The sequence below is a fragment of the Stenotrophomonas sp. 3diitr2024 genome (assembly GCF_042136455.1).
GTDB lineage: Bacteria > Pseudomonadota > Gammaproteobacteria > Xanthomonadales > Xanthomonadaceae > Stenotrophomonas > Stenotrophomonas sepilia.
In genome coordinates this window covers 1-14,697 of the sequence record NZ_JBHHMJ010000774.1, presented here as the reverse complement: position 1 = coordinate 14,697, position 14,697 = coordinate 1, and the positions used below count along the sequence as shown (strand labels likewise).

Sequence of the window (14,697 nt, the reverse complement as noted above, 5' to 3'; positions counted from 1 at the left end):
TCAGATCCGTTTTCCGCAGGAAAACGGATCTGACCCCATTTTGATTGTCGATATCTGACAGATTTCATCCACGCATGGCGTGGATCTACCCGCCACCGGGCCAAGTCTGGGGGAGAGCCCCCTGAGTCAGGGGCGGACGCGAAGCGGCGGGGGTCTGGGAGCTGGTAGGTGGGGCCCGCGTTTCGCGCAGCGAAGCGTGGGAGCGGCAGCGCGCATGCGATGGCGCGTTCCCAGGGCGCAGCCCTGCCGCCGCCTCCGGGAGGTAAACTAGCGCGATGGCTTCCCGTCCCGCGCACGACCTGCTTCAACGCGTCTTTGGTTACGACGATTTCCGTGGTCCGCAGCAGGACATCGTGGAGCATGTGGCTGCCGGTCACGACGCCCTGGTGCTGATGCCCACCGGCGGCGGCAAATCGCTGTGCTATCAGGTCCCGGCCCTGCTACGTGACGGTTGCGGCATCGTCATCTCGCCGCTGATCGCACTGATGCAGGACCAGGTCGAAGCCCTGCGCCAGCTCGGCGTGCGCGCCGAGTACCTGAATTCAACCCTGGATGCCGAGACCGCCGGCCGCGTCGAGCGCGAGCTGCTCGCCGGCGAACTGGACATGCTGTATGTCGCCCCTGAGCGGCTGCTGACCGGGCGTTTCCTGTCGCTGCTGTCGCGCAGCCAGATCGCCCTGTTCGCCATCGACGAAGCACACTGCGTGTCGCAGTGGGGCCATGACTTCCGCCCCGAATATCGCCAGTTGACCGTGCTGCACGAGCGTTGGCCGCAGATCCCGCGGATCGCGCTGACCGCCACTGCCGATCCGCCGACCCAGCGCGAGATCGCCGAGCGCCTCGATCTGCAGGAAGCGCGCCATTTTGTCAGTTCCTTCGACCGTCCCAACATCCGCTACACCGTGGTGCAGAAGGACAACGCCCGCAAGCAGCTGACCGACTTCCTGCGCGGCCACCGTGGCGAGGCCGGCATCGTCTACTGCATGTCGCGGCGCAAGGTCGAAGAGACCGCTGAATTCCTCTGCGGCCAGGGCTTCAACGCTCTGCCTTACCACGCCGGCCTGCCGCCGGAAGTGCGCGCCGGCAACCAGCGCCGCTTCCTGCGCGAGGACGGCATCGTGATGTGTGCCACCATCGCCTTCGGCATGGGCATCGACAAGCCGGACGTGCGCTTCGTCGCGCATACCGACCTGCCCAAGTCGATGGAGGGCTACTACCAGGAAACCGGACGCGCAGGCCGCGATGGCGAAGCCGCCGAGGCCTGGCTGTGCTACGGCCTGGGTGATGTGGTACTGCTCAAGCAGATGATCGAGCAGTCCGAGGCGGGCGAAGAGCGCAAGCAGCTGGAGCGGGCCAAGCTCGACCATCTGCTGGGCTACTGCGAATCGATGCAGTGCCGCCGCCAGGTGCTGCTGGCCGGCTTCGGCGAGACCTACCCCCAGCCTTGCGGCAACTGCGACAACTGCCTGACGCCACCGGCCTCGTGGGACGCGACCATACCGGCACAGAAGGCGCTGAGCTGCGTCTATCGAAGCGGCCAGCGCTTCGGTGTCGGCCACCTGATCGACGTCCTGCGCGGCAGCGAGAACGAGAAGGTGAGGCAGCAGGGCCACGACAAGCTGAGCACTTATGCCATCGGCCGCGACCTCGATGCACGCACCTGGCGCAGCGTGTTCCGCCAGCTGGTCGCGGCCAGCCTGCTGGAAGTGGACAGCGAGGGTCACGGTGGCCTACGCCTGACCGATGCCAGCCGCGACGTGTTGACCGGCCGCCGCCAGATCAGCATGCGCCGCGACCCGGCCAGCAGCACCAGCGGACGCGAGCGCAGCGCGCAGCGCACCGGCCTGTCGGTGCTGCCGCAGGACCTGGCCCTGTTCAACGCGCTGCGCGGCCTGCGCGCCGAACTGGCCCGGGAACAGAACGTACCGGCGTTCGTGATCTTCCACGACAGCACCCTGCGCAACATCGCCGAGCAGCGCCCGACCAGCCTGGATGAACTGGCCCGGGTCGGCGGCATCGGCGGTACCAAGCTGAGCCGCTATGGCCCGCGCCTGGTCGAGATCGTGCGTGAAGAGGGCTGACGGTATCGCGTTGCCGCGCTGCGCGGCCGCCGGGCATGGCCCCAACGGCGCGCGGGCGCCCCTGTAGAGCCGAGCCCACGCTCAGCTGCCTCTGCGCGAACAGCAGCCGAGAGTCGGCTCGGCTCTACCCTGGTGCAGGTCCAATCTTGAACCGGCCATTCAGCCGGAAGTGCATCCGCGTCCGCTTGCGGCTAGATTAGCGTCATGTCCCTGGCCTCGACCCTGCTCCGCGTCGTGCTCATGCTCAGCCTGTTGCTCAACGGGCTGAACGCGGCCATGGCCCGTGGTCACGAGGAAATGGGCCGGATGGCCCACGCCGCAGCCGCGGCTGTTGATGGCGGCACTGCCGACTGCCACCACCACGCGGGCATGCAGGCCGACCCGGCCCCGCAGGCCAAGGCCCCGGCCCACGACGCCCACTGCCAGATCAAGGACTGCGTGCGCAGCTGCGCCCAGCACCCGCTGCTGGTGGTGCAGCCGTTGCCGTTCATGGCCGGACCGGCGCTGTCGCTGGCCCCGCAGCCGATGCCGGCCACCGGCCGGCCGGCGCCGCCGCTGCCGCCGATCTCACGCCCTCCCATCGGCTGATTCCACACGCACCGTGCGCCCTGCGCACCGCGGCCGGCCGCCTGCCGGCGTCTTTACGTGTCTGGAGTCACCACCATGAATACCCGTATCCCCCGCGGTCCGGGCCCTGTGCCCATGCCGTCGCGCCGCCTGTTCGTGCAGGGCCTGGCCGCCGGTGGCGTGGTTGCCGGCATCGCCGCTGTCGGCGTGCCGCAGCGCGCGCTCGCCGCCGCCACTGCCGCCCCACGCCTGGCCGGCGCCCCCGCCGTGCTCAGCGACACCCGCATCGAACTGGCCATCGGCGAATCGCTGGCCAACTTCACTGGCCGCACCCGTCCTGCGATCACCGTCAATGGATCGCTGCCGGCACCGATCCTTCGCTGGCGCGAAGGCCAGACCGTGGACCTGTTCGTGCGCAACACCCTGGAACGCCACCCGACCTCGATCCATTGGCACGGCATCCTGCTGCCTGCGGACATGGACGGTGTGCCGGGACTGAGCTTCAATGGCATCGGCCCCGGTGAGACCTACCACTACCACTTCGAACTGAAGCAGTCGGGTACCTACTGGTACCACAGCCACTCGATGTTCCAGGAGCAGGCCGGCCTTTACGGAGCGCTGATCATCGACCCGGCCGAGCCGGCGCCCTACCACCACGACCGCGAGCACGTGATCCTGCTGTCCGACTGGACCGACATGGACCCCGGCGCGCTGTTCCGGCGCATGAAGAAGCTCGCCGAGCATGACAACTACTACAAGCGCACCCTGCCCGACTTCCTGCGTGACGTGAAGCGCGACGGTTGGTCGGCCGCGTTGTCCGACCGTGGCATGTGGGGGCGGATGCGGATGACGCCCACCGACATCTCCGACATCAATGCGCACACCTACACCTACCTGATGAATGGCACCGCGCCGGCCGGCAACTGGACCGGGCTGTTCCGCAGCGGCGAGAAAGTGCTGCTGCGCTTCATCAACGGCGCCTCGATGACCTACTTCGACGTGCGCATTCCCGGCCTGAAAATGACCGTGGTCGCCGCCGACGGCCAGTACATCCATCCGGTCAGCATCGACGAGTTCCGCATCGCGCCGGCCGAAACCTACGACGTGCTGGTGGAACCGACCGGGCAGGATGCGTTCACCATCTTCTGCCAGGACATGGGCCGTACCGGCTTTGCCGCCGGAACGCTGGCGGTCCGCCATGGCCTGCAGGCACCGATTCCCGCGCGCGACCCACGCCCGTTGCTGACGATGAGCGACATGGGGCACGACATGGGTAGTGGTGGCCATGGTGGCCACGACATGGCCGCGATGAAGGGCATGGAAGGCGGCTGCGGCGCCAGCATGGGCCACGGTGCGCACGGCGGTAGCGATGCCGCCAGCAAGGCACCGAAGCACCCGGCCAGCGAACGCAACAACCCGCTGGTGGACATGCAGAGCTCGGCCACCGAACCGAAGCTGGACGATCCCGGCATCGGCCTGCGCGACAACGGTCGCCAGGTACTCACCTACGGCGCGATGCGCAGCCTGTTCGAGGACCCCGATGGCCGCGAGCCCAGTCGTGAAGTCGAGCTGCACCTGACCGGCCACATGGAGAAATTCTCCTGGTCGTTCGACGGCATTCCGTTCGCCAGCGCCGAGCCGCTGCGACTGAACTACGGCGAGCGCATGCGCATCGTATTGGTCAACGACACCATGATGCAGCACCCGATCCACCTGCACGGCGTGTGGAGTGATCTGGAGAACGCGCAGGGCGAATTCCAGCTGCGCAAGCACACCATCGACATGCCACCCGGCACCCGCCGCAGTTACCGCGTGCGTGCCGATGCGCTCGGTCGCTGGGCCTATCACTGCCATCTGCTGTACCACATGGAAGCGGGCATGATGCGCGAAGTGAGGATCGAAGAATGAGCCGCTCACTGCTTTCCCCCAGCCTGCTGGCCCTGGGCCTGACCACCGCATTGCCGGTGTTCGCGCAGTCGCATGCCGGGCATGACATGGGCACGATGGACCCGCCGCCGAAGACCGCGAAGACCCCGGCCGAACCGGTCGATCATTCGAAGATGGATCATTCGAAGATGAACATGGGTGCGGCGGGTCAGGCCGGCATGGACCACTCCACGATGGACCACTCGAAGATGGACCATGGCGCGATGCAGCCAGCGGCGATGGACCATTCCACGATGGATCACGCCGCCATGGGTCACGGCACGCCCGCACCCATCGAACCGCGCGAGCCGATCCCGGTTCCCACCGATGCCGACCGCGCTGCCGCCTTCCCTCCGATCACGCATGGTGCGATGGAGCATGCACCACAGATCAACAGCCTGCTGCTGATCGATCGCCTCGAACACTGGGACGGCAAGAACAGCACCGGCCAGGCCTGGGAGGCCACCGGCTGGATCGGTGGCAACATCAACCGCCTGTGGTTGCGCACCGATGGCGAACGCAGCCGCGGCAGCACGGAATCGTCGTCACTGGAAGCACTGTATGGTCGCAGCGTATCGCCGTGGTGGGACGTGCTGATCGGCGTGCGCCAGGACTTCCGGCCGGCCGACTCGCGCACCTGGGCGGCCATCGGCATCCAGGGCCTGGCGCCGTACAAGTTCGAAAGCTCGGCGACGCTGTACATGGGTTCCGGTGGCCAGGTGCTGGCCAAGGCCGAGGTCGAGTACGACGTGCTGCTGACCAACCGCCTGATTCTGCAGCCGCTGCTGGAAGCCACCGTCGCAGCCAAGGATGAGCCGGAGTACGGCATTGGTCGCGGACTGAACAAGGTCGAAGCCGGGCTGCGCCTGCGTTATGAGTTCAGCCGCCGTTTCGCGCCATACATCGGCATCAGCCACGAGCGCACGTTTGGCGACACCGCCGATCATGCTGGCGACCACGCACGCGACACGCGCTGGGTGGCGGGCGTGCGCATGTGGTTCTGAGCAGCGGTTCGTGAGCATTGGCCAGCCCCGGCAGCCGCCGGGGCCGGCTACACTGCGCCACGTTCCAATGCAGGCTCCGCCATGTCGCTGCAGATCCGCCGCGCCACCCTTGCCGATGTCGACGCCCTGTCGGCCATCGCGATTGCCACCTACAACGAAACCTGGGGCGACTCGTACCCGGCGCAGGAGCTGCAGGATTTCCTGCAGGCGCACTACAGCAGCGAACCGCAGCGCGCCGAACTGTCCGACCCGCGCAGCGCGATCTGGCTGCTGGTGGACGGCGACAACGTGGTCGGCTACCTGGCTGCTGGTGCCAACACCCTGCCGCATGCCGAGGCCCGCGAAGGCGACATCGAACTGAAGCGGTTCTACATCCTGGCCGCACACCAGAACGGCGGCCATGGTGCACGCCTGATGGACGCGTTCATGGCCTGGCTGGACCAGCCGCACCGCCGCACCCTGTGGGTGGGCGTCTGGGAGGAGAACTTCGGCGCGCAGCGCTTCTACGCGCGCTATGGCTGCAGCAAGGTCGGCGAGTACGACTTCATCGTCGGGGATACGCGCGACCGCGAGTTCATCCTGCGGCGGACGTGATCACGCGCTCCATGTAGAGTCGAGCTTGCTCGACTATAGGCGGCAACATCCAGTCGAGCATGGCTCGACGCTACAAACTAGAAATCGAACAATTCAGACAGGAAGCTGTCCTTTTTCTTTTTCTTGTATCCGTGGCCCCGGTTGTCCTCGTAGCGCTGGCCCAAGTGGCGGGTATCACGATGCATCACCGGCGGCGGCGTGGTCGCCGGCTGCGCCTGCACAGGTGCCGGCGGCGGCAGCGCAGCGCCGGCGCGTTCGATGATCTTGTCCAGCTCGCCACGGTCCAGCCACACGCCACGGCAGCCGGGGCAGTAATCGATCTCGATGCCATGGCGCTCGGCCATCTGCAGGGTCTGGGTCTTGCACACGGGGCACAGCATGGGCATGGCTCCTGAAGGTCTGGCAACGACTCTACCTGCCCACCGATGACTGTGCGGCAACACATGACCGATGGCACACAGACTTCCGGCGCGTGCCAGCGTCCCCGGCCGCCTTCCACACTCCACGCTGGTTCCGCAGGGAGTGCGTGCATGACCGTCCTGTCCCGCCTGCCCAACGCCGCGCGCCTGCTGCTGGTGCTGCTCGGCGTCGGCGTTGGCCTGAATCTGCGCGATGTCGCTGCGGCCGCAGGCGCGCCGATTCCCGCCTTGCCTATGCCCTACGGCGGCAGCCTGCTGGACAACGCACTGGCCGTCCTGCTGGCGCTGCTCCTGGCCGCACTGCTGCGCCCGCGTGGGGTGGGCCTGATGGCCAGCCTGGGGCTGCACGGGAACGGCTGGCGCGGTCCGTTTTGGGTGCTGCTGGCCAGCCTGCCCTGCTGGCTGGGCCTGGCGGTGCTGGGCACGCCCAACACCGCACTGACCGCACTCGATGCGACGATGCTCGCCGTGCTGTTCCCACTGGCCGAGGAAGTGCTGTTCCGTGGCCTCGGCTTCGTGCTGCTGGTGAAGCTCATGCGTGGCCCATGGTCCCTGCTTGCGCTGCCGCAGGCGCTGCTGTTCGGTTGGGTGCACTGGCTGGGCTTCGGCGGCTTCGACGGCGGCGGCACTGCCCTGTTCGTCGGCGCGGTCATCGCACTGGGCGGCTTCATCTTCGCTTGGCTTGACCATCTGGACGGCGACACCCTGTGGTGCGGCCTGGTGCTGCATGTATCGATGAACATGGCGTGGAACGTGTTCAACCTCGACGACGCCGTCGCGCTGGGCTGGCAGGCCACCAGCCTGCGTATCGGCGCCGCGCTGCTGGCGGTGGCGGTGCTGGCCTGGCAGGTACGCCAGCGACGCCCGCGCCTGCTGTAACGCTCACTTAGCCTGCCGTGCACGCCGGGATCACCCCCGGCTTGCGCATACTTGCGCGCCTTTTCATTGCTGCTTTCCGGAGCTGTAGCGCCATGTTGCTGTCCAAGCGCCACGTTGAACCCCGCGTCCTGCTGATCGAGGACGCAGAGGAAACTCGCGAGCTGAGCCGTCTTGCGCTGGAAAGCCAGGCCTGCCACGTGGTGGGCGTGAGCTCTGCCGAAGCAGCATTGGGCCTGCTGGCCGCAGGTGAGCGTTTCGACCTGCTGTTCACCGACGTCAACCTGGGCCCGATCAGCGGCATTGAAGCTGCCAACCGGGTCCGCGGCCTGTATCCCCAGCTGCCGATCCTGGTGACGTCGGGCATGGACCAGCACCAGGTGCTGCCGCAGCTGCGCGACGGCATTCATTTCCTGCCCAAGCCCTACAACATGAGCGAGCTGCTCGACGCCATCCGCCTGTGCTTCCGCCACGCCGATGCGGGCGTGTTGATCGGGCCGGATGCGCAGGCAGCGTGAGGCGTTCATCCACACATGGCGTGGGTCTACCGGGTTCTTGCAGTAGATCGACGCCATGCGTGGATGGCGCCCACCTTCAACCGCTGCTGTACGGTCCGGTACCCGGGAACACCTTCAACAGCGCGCGGGTGATCATGTCCGGATACACGGTGAAGTGGTCCTCGTCGTCGATCACCATGTTCTCCACCTTCAACGAATGCCCGCTGGCGCGCAGCTGCTCGGCGAACTCGGCGTTGTGGCGCAGCATGTCGTTGCGGGTGAAATAGCGCGGCTCCGGCTTCACCGTTTCGAAGCTGCCGATCGACAGGACCACCGTGGTCGGCTGCGTGGGCGCCTTGGCCTCGGCCTGCATGCGCGGCACCCGATGGTTGTCGAACCACAGCGACGGGCTTGACAGGATGTAGCTGTGGAACATGTCCGGGCGCGTGGTCAGCACGTAGGCGCCAAACAGGCCGCCATAGGAATGACCGGCATAGGCGCGCCGCGACGGATCGGTGCGGTAGCGTGCATCGATCAGCGGCAGTACGCGCTCGGCGAGGAAATCGCGGTAATGTGCCGCGCCGCCGTAGCTGACGTCGTCGCTGTAGTCACGCGGATCGGTGCGCACCGGATCGCTGGGCGTGTAATCGCGCGAGCGGCTCTGCTTGGACGTCAGGCCTTCCTGCGGCGGCAGCCCGACCAGGATGAAATCCTCGATGTTGACGCCCTTCTGCCCCACCATGTTGCGCACGCTGCGCGCCAGCGGGAAGCTGTACAGCGCGTCGGTCACATACAGCACCGGGTAGCGTTTCTCCGGATGCGCAGCGTAGTCAGCCGGCAGCGCTACCCAGATCGGGTAATCGCGGCCCACCGGATCGTGCACGCGCAGCGCTTCGGTATCCGGCAGCACCACGCCCGGCGCAGCGGTGGCCGCGCTTTCCTTCGCTTCATTCTGCGTTGCCGGTGGCGCCACCGACATCGCAAAGCCACTCACGGCCAGGCAGGCCGCCACACTCCATCCACGCACACGCTGCATCCACACGCTCCCGTTGCGGGCGGCGCACCGCATGGCACCGCTGCCGCATCCTTGCATGGCGTGCAGCCCGGTGCCAGTGCGGTCAGGGCGAGGCCGGCGGTGGTGCCGGGAACAGCCTGCGCAGCGCCTGCATTGCGGCCGGGTGATAGAGGGTCGCGTGCGTTTCCTCCGGCAGCGGCAGGTACTTCACCAGCGGCGACGGTGAGGCATGCTGCAGCAGTGCGGCCAGTCGTGCGGCAGAGGCGGCCAGCTCCGGCTGCCCGCTGCTGGCCAGGAACACGTGCGGCTGCGCACGCGTCACCGCAGGCAACTGCTTGACCACTCCGGCCAGCATCGCGCCGCGGTTCCACCACAGGCTGGGATCCAGCGCGATGTAGCTGTTGAACAGCGTCGGTTCCTGCAGCAGCGTTTCGACCACGAACAGGCCGGCCAGCGACTCGCCGATCAACGCGCGCTCGTCGGTGGTCGGGTAGCGATGGCGTACCTGCGGCATCAGTTCATCGCGCAGGAAGCTGCGATAGGCCGCCGATCCACCAATGCGTGGCGCGATCTTCTGGTCCTGCGGATCGCTGCTCGGGCCGGTCATGTCACGACGGCGCTCGGTGTTCTCGATGCCGACCAGCAGGAACGGGCGCATGCTGCCGTTGCCGCTCAGCACCTGCACCAGCCCTGCCACGTGCAGGAAATCCTCACCGATGCCGCCGTCGGGCATGTAGATCACCGGCAGCGGCGCCTTCGGGTCCAGGCCCCAGGGCTGCGGGCGGTAGACATTGATGCGGCGGGTTTCGCCCAGCGCCTTCGACTCGATGGTGAAGGTTTCGCCGATGACCAGAGGCAAGGCGGCAGCGGGCGGCGCGGTTTCGGCGGCCATCAGCGGCGCGGCGGAGACAGCGGACAACAACAGCGACAGCACGATCAAGCGCATGGAGCGGCCCATCCTGGGAAAGTGCCGAGCATAACGCCAAGGCCAAGGCGTCGGCCGATTCGGCATGCCTGCACGTATGCTACGGCGCTGCGCGATGCTTGAACTGTATCGGGAAATGACTGCAATCGCGTTTGCTAACATTCATCGTTTCCTACAAGGAGTTGGGACATGGGGGGATTCAGCATTTGGCACTGGATCATTCTTCTGGCGGTCGTCCTGATCCCGGTCGGCATCGCAGCCGTCATCGCAGCGATTGTTCTCAGGCGAAAGTAGATCCACGCCATGCGTGGATGCGCATTATGGGGATGCCTCAAGAGCATCCGCGATGGCGACGGCGCCGACGGTCTGCCCTGGCCGGAAACCGATCTGCCGCCCGGGCGGGAACAGGCCATGGCACACGCGGAGCGTGCCGCCATTGGCATGCTGACCGTGGCGGAAATGCTGCACGCCGCGGAACGCTGCCGGTCGAGGGCCACGCCCGACCGCCATCTGGATGAGGGGCTAATCGATGGGTTGTTCTTCGCCTGCCGTGGGCTGGCGGAACGTGTGTACCGGGATATCCGGCCGGCGTAGCCGCCGTTGCACCCAGATCCGGTCCATACTTGGGACGGACTGGTTGCCAGTCCCTTCGAAACCTACAAGGAGGTTTGCATGTTGAGTGCCCTGCTCATCGCCGCGCTGGCCGCCAGCTCGGCCGCGCCCGTACCGTATGCCGATTGCCTGCTCGGCAACATCCAGCCCGGGCTGTCTGATCGTGCCGTGCAACTGGTGCAGGAGGCCTGTGCTGCAAAGCATCCGGAGAGCTTCGCCGCAGCAATGGAACTGGAACGCAGAACCAGTTTGCAGCGGCTCACCTATTTCGAGGCGGCAAGAGCGGAGGCGGCACGTTCTGCGAATGCAGCAGCAACGGCCGCACAGGAGGCTGCTGACGCGGCGGCGGCTAAAGCGAAGACTGCGCGGACGAAGTAGTTGCCGTGGAGAAGCGCAACAAAAAAGGCACCGCATTGCGGTGCCCTTCTGAATGACCTGGGTCATTGGATGCAATTGGTGGGCCGTGAAGGATTCGAACCTTCGACCAAAAGATTAAAAGTCTTCTGCTCTACCGACTGAGCTAACGGCCCATTGCACTGCCCCAGCCTTTCGGCGGGGTGGGCATTCTACCCTACTTTGCCTGGCCGGGTGAAACCCTGGTGCGTCGAGGTTGCCAGCCAGCGGCCGGCACTACCCGATCTGGCGAACCCGCTTAAACCTTCCGGGCCTCACGCGCATCCAAGCTGTGAGTCCTGCCCGGAGCCACGGATGCGCCTGCCCCTCTGCCTCGTTGCCGCCCTGCTGCTGCCCTGTACGGCACTGGCCACCCCATCCCAGGTCGTCACCGACGACATCGGCCGCTTCTGGGCCACCTATGACGCGGTGCGCGCCGAGCCCGACGTTGAACGCCAGGTCGCACTCGTGCAGGAGCGCTACATCGATCCAGGCAGCCCCGGCCTGCATGCGCTGATGCAGGTCCGCAACTATACCGCCCGCGAATACGCCGAGGCCATGCGCGCGTGGCCGCGCTTCTGGACGTCGGTTCGGCCGTTGACCGCCAACGCGCAGCAGGCCAGCGCCACACTGGAACGGGATCTTTCCAAATTCCGGGCGCTCTACCCGGCTTTGCGTCCGGCCACCATCACCTACGCAGTCGGTGTGCTGCGCACCGGCGGCACCACGCTGGGTGACAAGGTGCTGATCGGTGCCGAGATGGCGCTGGGCGATGAGCGCGTGGACGTGAGCGAACTGCCCGAAAAGATGCGCGACCGGCTACGGATCTTCTACGACAGCCGTCCGGGGGCGAACAACGCGCAGAACAACCTGCACGAGTACGTGCATACCCAGCAGCGCGAGACCACCGGCAGCCTGGCCCAGTACGCGGTACGCGAGGGTGTTGCCGAGTACGTGGCCGAACGACTGAGTGGGCGTCGGCCGGCGCTTCCGCTGTACAGCTACGGACCCGCGCATGAGGCGGACATCCGCACGCGTTTCATTGCCGAGATGGACGGGGGTAACCTCGACAACTGGCTCTACAACAGCGCCCGCAATCCATTCGGGGTGAGTGATGTGGGGTACTACGCCGGGTATCGCATCGCGCAGGAGTACATGCGCCCGCAGGCCGACGAGAAGGCCGGTATCGCGCGGATGATCGAGTTGGACTATGCCGATCCGAAGGCGGTGCGGGCATTTATTGACGCGTCGGGATGGTTGCCTGATGAGGCTGCCGGCCAGCGGCCGGCACTACCAGACTCCAGCCGCCGGTAGCGCCGGGACAGAGAGTGCGAACCAACGGTTCGCACCCACCATTGGGGGCATCAGCCCCATCACCTCAGGCGTACAGCGTCGGGTCGGCGACGCCGGCCTCGGCAAAGCCCTGCGCGCGCAGGCGGCAGGCATCGCAATGACCGCAGGCGGCGCCGTTGGCGTCGGCGTTGTAGCAGGACACCGTCAGGCCGAAGTCCACGCCCAGGCGCACGCCTTCGCTGACGATCTGGCCCTTGCTGAGGAACTGCAGCGGCGCGTGCACCTTGATGCCCGCGCCCTCCACACCCGACTTGGTGGCGAGGTTGGCCAGCGCCTGGAACGCGGCCACGAACTCGGGGCGGCAGTCCGGGTAGCCAGAGTAGTCGACGGCGTTGACGCCGCAGAAGATGTCGTTGGCGCCGAGCACTTCGGCCCAGCCCAGGGCCAGCGACAGCATGATGGTATTGCGCGCCGGCACGTAGGTGACCGGAATGCCGGCACCGCCCGCCTCCGGTACGTCGATGTCATCGGTCAGCGCCGAGCCACCGATGCTGCGCAGGTCCACGTCCACGGTCTTGTGCGCGACCACGCCCTGGGCCTTGGCCACGCGGGCGGCGGCATCCAGTTCGGAGGTATGGCGCTGGCCGTAGCGCACGCTCAGGGCATGCACGGCAAAGCCCTGTTCCTGGGCCATGGCGATGACGGCGGCTGAATCCATGCCGCCGGAGAGAAGCACGACTGCCTTCTTCATGGAAAATCTTCCGGTTGGGAGGGGAAAGCCAGCACGCTGTCCCGCGCCGGAGCTACATCAGGGAACGCTGCGCCGGCTCATCGGCCCGGCTCGTCGTTCCACAGGATTTTATGCAACTGCATCTGGAAGCGCACCGGCAGCCGGTCTTCGACGATCCAGTCGGCCAATTGCCGCGCGCTGATCTCGCCCTTGCTCGGCGAGAAGAACACGGTGCAACGCTTCACCAGGCCGTGCTCGGCGACCATGGCCTTGGCCCAGTCGTAGTCCTCGCGGTTGCAGATGACGAACTTGATCTGGTCGCGGACGGTCAGCAGCGGCAGGTTTTCCCAGCGGTTGCGCGCCACTTCGGCCGAACCCGGCGTCTTGATGTCGACCACGCGCGACACGCGCGGGTCCACTGCACTGACATCCAGCGCGCCGGAGGTTTCCAGCGAGACATCCATGCCCGCATCGCACAGCTTCTGCAGCAGCACCAGGCAGCGCTTCTGCGCCAGCGGCTCGCCGCCGGTCACGCAGACGTGGCGGACGCCCTGGGCCAGCACCTCGGCCACGATGTCGTCGATGTCCCACCAGGTGCCGCCGTGGAAGGCATAGGCGGTGTCGCAGTACTGGCAGCGCAGCGGGCAGCCGGTCAGGCGCACGAACACGGTCGGCCAGCCGGCGGTATCGGCTTCGCCCTGCAGCGAGGTGAAGATCTCGGTGATCTTCAGGCGCGGCAGCGGCGACTGCACGATGTCGCTGGGGGTGGCGACGGCGTTTGACGGGGTAACGGCGGTCATGGCGGGTACTTCTTGGTGGGGCACGTGGCGGGTGGGCTACCGTGGCCGGTAACGAAAGCAGCCGAGCATGGCTCGGCTCTACAACAGCAACCGGACGGCTTTGCTGGTCCGGAAACGAAAGCAGCCGAGCGTGGGCTCGGCTCTACAGGGCACCTATTGTACGCCCGCCCAGCGGATCAGCGGATCTGCTTGCCCAGGCGGATGGACTGCAGACGGTCCTGCGCGGTGCGCGCGGCATCCGAGCCGGGGTACTGCGCCACGACGGTCTCCAGCGTCTGCTGGGCCTGGTCGACCTTTCCCTCGCCGTACTGCGAAAGGCCGATCTTGAGCAGGCCGCCCGCGGCCTTGTCGTGGGTCGGATAGCGCGAGAGCAGCTCTCGGAACTGGGTCTCGGCCATCGGGAAATTGCGGGTGGCGTAGTAGCTCTCGCCCAGCCAGTACAGCGCGTTCGGCGCGTAGACGCCGTTCGGGTACAACTCCAGGAAGCTCAGGAACAGCTGCGCCGAATCGTCGTACCTGCCGGCCTTCAACGCATCGAAGGCAACGTTGTAGGAGGTGCGCTCGTCGCCGGTGGCGGCAAGGCTGCCAGCATCACCATGGACGGAAGGCGGCCGCTCGGAAGTGGCCGCCGCTGCCGGTTTTGCCGGGGCCGGTGCGGCCTTCGGCGCGCTCGCCGGAACGGGCGGCAGGGCCGGGGCGGCGTTGCCCCCTTCCAACCGGTTCAGGCGGCTGTCCAGATCCAGGTACTGGTCCTGGGCGGACTGCTTGAGCTGGGCGTTGTCATGCTGCAACTGCTCGATCGAGGCCTGCAGGCTGGTGACCTGCTGCCGCAGCTGATTGATCTGGTTCAACAGGTCCTGGTTGGCACTGTTGTTGTACATCTGCTGCTCGAGCGCGCCGACACGGTCAGCCAGGCTCTGTCGCTGTGCGTGCGCCGGTGCGGCAGCCACGAGGGCTGCCGCAAC

General features: G+C 66.7%; 16 protein-coding genes and 1 tRNA gene. 10 read left to right on the top strand and 7 right to left on the bottom strand.

The features are described from left to right. Positions 1-275 precede the first annotated feature (275 nt). The 5 genes from recQ (at position 276) to ABGA94_RS20485 (ending at position 6,172) form a co-directional block, all read left to right on the top strand. Positions 276-2,081 (top strand): DNA helicase RecQ, encoded by a 1,806-nt coding sequence (gene recQ / locus ABGA94_RS20505; RefSeq protein ID WP_375367995.1) that lies wholly within the window; start codon positions 276-278, stop codon positions 2,079-2,081. A 204-nt stretch (positions 2,082-2,285) separates the two neighbouring features. Next, positions 2,286-2,669 carry a CopL family metal-binding regulatory protein gene (locus ABGA94_RS20500; protein WP_197599062.1) on the top strand — a complete coding sequence of 128 codons (384 nt, stop codon included), beginning with the start codon at positions 2,286-2,288 and terminating at the stop codon, positions 2,667-2,669. A gap of 75 nt (positions 2,670-2,744) precedes the next feature. After that, on the top strand, positions 2,745-4,556 hold the full coding sequence (locus tag ABGA94_RS20495) for a copper resistance system multicopper oxidase (RefSeq protein ID WP_375367994.1): 1,812 nt from the start codon (positions 2,745-2,747) through the stop codon (positions 4,554-4,556). Beyond that, positions 4,553-5,578 carry a copper resistance protein B gene (locus tag ABGA94_RS20490; RefSeq protein WP_329915714.1) on the top strand — a complete coding sequence of 342 codons (1,026 nt, stop codon included), beginning with the start codon at positions 4,553-4,555 and terminating at the stop codon, positions 5,576-5,578. The genes ABGA94_RS20495 and ABGA94_RS20490 overlap by 4 nt, the downstream gene beginning before the upstream one ends. 81 nt (positions 5,579-5,659) lie before the next feature. Continuing rightward, positions 5,660-6,172 carry a GNAT family N-acetyltransferase gene (locus tag ABGA94_RS20485; RefSeq protein WP_005418491.1) on the top strand — a complete coding sequence of 171 codons (513 nt, stop codon included), beginning with the start codon at positions 5,660-5,662 and terminating at the stop codon, positions 6,170-6,172. A 77-nt stretch (positions 6,173-6,249) separates the two neighbouring features. Here the strand turns inward: ABGA94_RS20485 and ABGA94_RS20480 are convergent, their stop codons facing one another. After that, positions 6,250-6,552, bottom strand: coding sequence for a zf-TFIIB domain-containing protein (locus ABGA94_RS20480; protein ID WP_053499357.1), 303 nt, complete (start codon positions 6,550-6,552; stop codon positions 6,250-6,252). Between the two features lie 150 nt (positions 6,553-6,702). Between ABGA94_RS20480 and ABGA94_RS20475 the strand changes: the two genes are divergently transcribed. Both ABGA94_RS20475 and ABGA94_RS20470 read left to right on the top strand, forming a co-directional pair. Continuing rightward, positions 6,703-7,470 carry a CPBP family intramembrane glutamic endopeptidase gene (locus tag ABGA94_RS20475; RefSeq protein ID WP_197599060.1) on the top strand — a complete coding sequence of 256 codons (768 nt, stop codon included), beginning with the start codon at positions 6,703-6,705 and terminating at the stop codon, positions 7,468-7,470. A 92-nt stretch (positions 7,471-7,562) separates the two neighbouring features. Next, positions 7,563-7,985 (top strand): response regulator, encoded by a 423-nt coding sequence (locus tag ABGA94_RS20470; RefSeq protein WP_069139352.1) that lies wholly within the window; start codon positions 7,563-7,565, stop codon positions 7,983-7,985. Between the two features lie 76 nt (positions 7,986-8,061). On the opposite strand, the gene ABGA94_RS20465 is transcribed toward ABGA94_RS20470, so the two are convergent. Together ABGA94_RS20465 and ABGA94_RS20460 are read right to left on the bottom strand one after the other, a co-directional pair. Then, positions 8,062-9,000, bottom strand: coding sequence for an alpha/beta hydrolase-fold protein (locus ABGA94_RS20465; protein ID WP_338168096.1), 939 nt, complete (start codon positions 8,998-9,000; stop codon positions 8,062-8,064). An 82-nt stretch (positions 9,001-9,082) separates the two neighbouring features. After that, positions 9,083-9,925 carry an alpha/beta hydrolase gene (locus ABGA94_RS20460; RefSeq protein WP_134955835.1) on the bottom strand — a complete coding sequence of 281 codons (843 nt, stop codon included), beginning with the start codon at positions 9,923-9,925 and terminating at the stop codon, positions 9,083-9,085. Positions 9,926-10,207: 282 nt separating this feature from the next. On the opposite strand from ABGA94_RS20460, the gene ABGA94_RS20455 reads away from it, so the two are divergent. Both ABGA94_RS20455 and ABGA94_RS20450 read left to right on the top strand, forming a co-directional pair. Beyond that, positions 10,208-10,498: a hypothetical protein gene (locus tag ABGA94_RS20455; protein WP_134955834.1), complete on the top strand. Its 291-nt coding sequence runs from the start codon at positions 10,208-10,210 to the stop codon at positions 10,496-10,498. Positions 10,499-10,576: 78 nt separating this feature from the next. Next, on the top strand, positions 10,577-10,894 hold the full coding sequence (locus tag ABGA94_RS20450) for a hypothetical protein (protein WP_010481695.1): 318 nt from the start codon (positions 10,577-10,579) through the stop codon (positions 10,892-10,894). Positions 10,895-10,970: 76 nt separating this feature from the next. Here ABGA94_RS20450 and ABGA94_RS20445 read toward each other — a convergent pair. After that, positions 10,971-11,046, bottom strand: a tRNA-Lys gene (locus ABGA94_RS20445). Positions 11,047-11,224: 178 nt separating this feature from the next. On the opposite strand from ABGA94_RS20445, the gene ABGA94_RS20440 reads away from it, so the two are divergent. Further along, on the top strand, positions 11,225-12,223 hold the full coding sequence (locus ABGA94_RS20440) for a DUF2268 domain-containing putative Zn-dependent protease (protein WP_134955833.1): 999 nt from the start codon (positions 11,225-11,227) through the stop codon (positions 12,221-12,223). 64 nt (positions 12,224-12,287) lie between these two features. On the opposite strand, the gene queC is transcribed toward ABGA94_RS20440, so the two are convergent. From queC to ybgF, 3 genes are all read right to left on the bottom strand, one after another. Beyond that, positions 12,288-12,953 carry a 7-cyano-7-deazaguanine synthase QueC gene (queC, locus tag ABGA94_RS20435; RefSeq protein ID WP_014038216.1) on the bottom strand — a complete coding sequence of 222 codons (666 nt, stop codon included), beginning with the start codon at positions 12,951-12,953 and terminating at the stop codon, positions 12,288-12,290. A gap of 77 nt (positions 12,954-13,030) precedes the next feature. Next, on the bottom strand, positions 13,031-13,732 hold the full coding sequence (gene queE / locus ABGA94_RS20430; RefSeq protein ID WP_134972427.1) for a 7-carboxy-7-deazaguanine synthase QueE: 702 nt from the start codon (positions 13,730-13,732) through the stop codon (positions 13,031-13,033). A 176-nt stretch (positions 13,733-13,908) separates the two neighbouring features. Next, on the bottom strand, positions 13,909-14,697 hold a 789-nt coding region (ybgF, locus tag ABGA94_RS20425; RefSeq protein WP_375367993.1), incomplete at its 5' end, for a tol-pal system protein YbgF.

Bases quoted from the DNA above. Each gene is read 5' to 3' on its own strand.
- ABGA94_RS20460 (WP_134955835.1), bottom strand. From the start codon at position 9,925: ATGCGCTTGATCGTGCTGTCGCTGTTGTTGTCCGCTGTCTCCGCCGCG.
- ABGA94_RS20480 (WP_053499357.1), bottom strand. From the start codon at position 6,552: ATGCTGTGCCCCGTGTGCAAGACCCAGACCCTGCAGATGGCCGAGCGC.
- ABGA94_RS20485 (WP_005418491.1), top strand. From the start codon at position 5,660: ATGTCGCTGCAGATCCGCCGCGCCACCCTTGCCGATGTCGACGCCCTG.
- queE (WP_134972427.1), bottom strand. From the start codon at position 13,732: ATGACCGCCGTTACCCCGTCAAACGCCGTCGCCACCCCCAGCGACATC.
- ABGA94_RS20490 (WP_329915714.1), top strand. From the start codon at position 4,553: ATGAGCCGCTCACTGCTTTCCCCCAGCCTGCTGGCCCTGGGCCTGACC.
- ABGA94_RS20500 (WP_197599062.1), top strand. From the start codon at position 2,286: ATGTCCCTGGCCTCGACCCTGCTCCGCGTCGTGCTCATGCTCAGCCTG.
- ABGA94_RS20455 (WP_134955834.1), top strand. From the start codon at position 10,208: ATGCGTGGATGCGCATTATGGGGATGCCTCAAGAGCATCCGCGATGGC.
- queC (WP_014038216.1), bottom strand. From the start codon at position 12,953: ATGAAGAAGGCAGTCGTGCTTCTCTCCGGCGGCATGGATTCAGCCGCC.
- ABGA94_RS20450 (WP_010481695.1), top strand. From the start codon at position 10,577: ATGTTGAGTGCCCTGCTCATCGCCGCGCTGGCCGCCAGCTCGGCCGCG.
- ABGA94_RS20465 (WP_338168096.1), bottom strand. From the start codon at position 9,000: ATGCAGCGTGTGCGTGGATGGAGTGTGGCGGCCTGCCTGGCCGTGAGT.
- ABGA94_RS20440 (WP_134955833.1), top strand. From the start codon at position 11,225: ATGCGCCTGCCCCTCTGCCTCGTTGCCGCCCTGCTGCTGCCCTGTACG.
- recQ (WP_375367995.1), top strand. From the start codon at position 276: ATGGCTTCCCGTCCCGCGCACGACCTGCTTCAACGCGTCTTTGGTTAC.
- ABGA94_RS20495 (WP_375367994.1), top strand. From the start codon at position 2,745: ATGAATACCCGTATCCCCCGCGGTCCGGGCCCTGTGCCCATGCCGTCG.
- ABGA94_RS20475 (WP_197599060.1), top strand. From the start codon at position 6,703: ATGACCGTCCTGTCCCGCCTGCCCAACGCCGCGCGCCTGCTGCTGGTG.
- ABGA94_RS20470 (WP_069139352.1), top strand. From the start codon at position 7,563: ATGTTGCTGTCCAAGCGCCACGTTGAACCCCGCGTCCTGCTGATCGAG.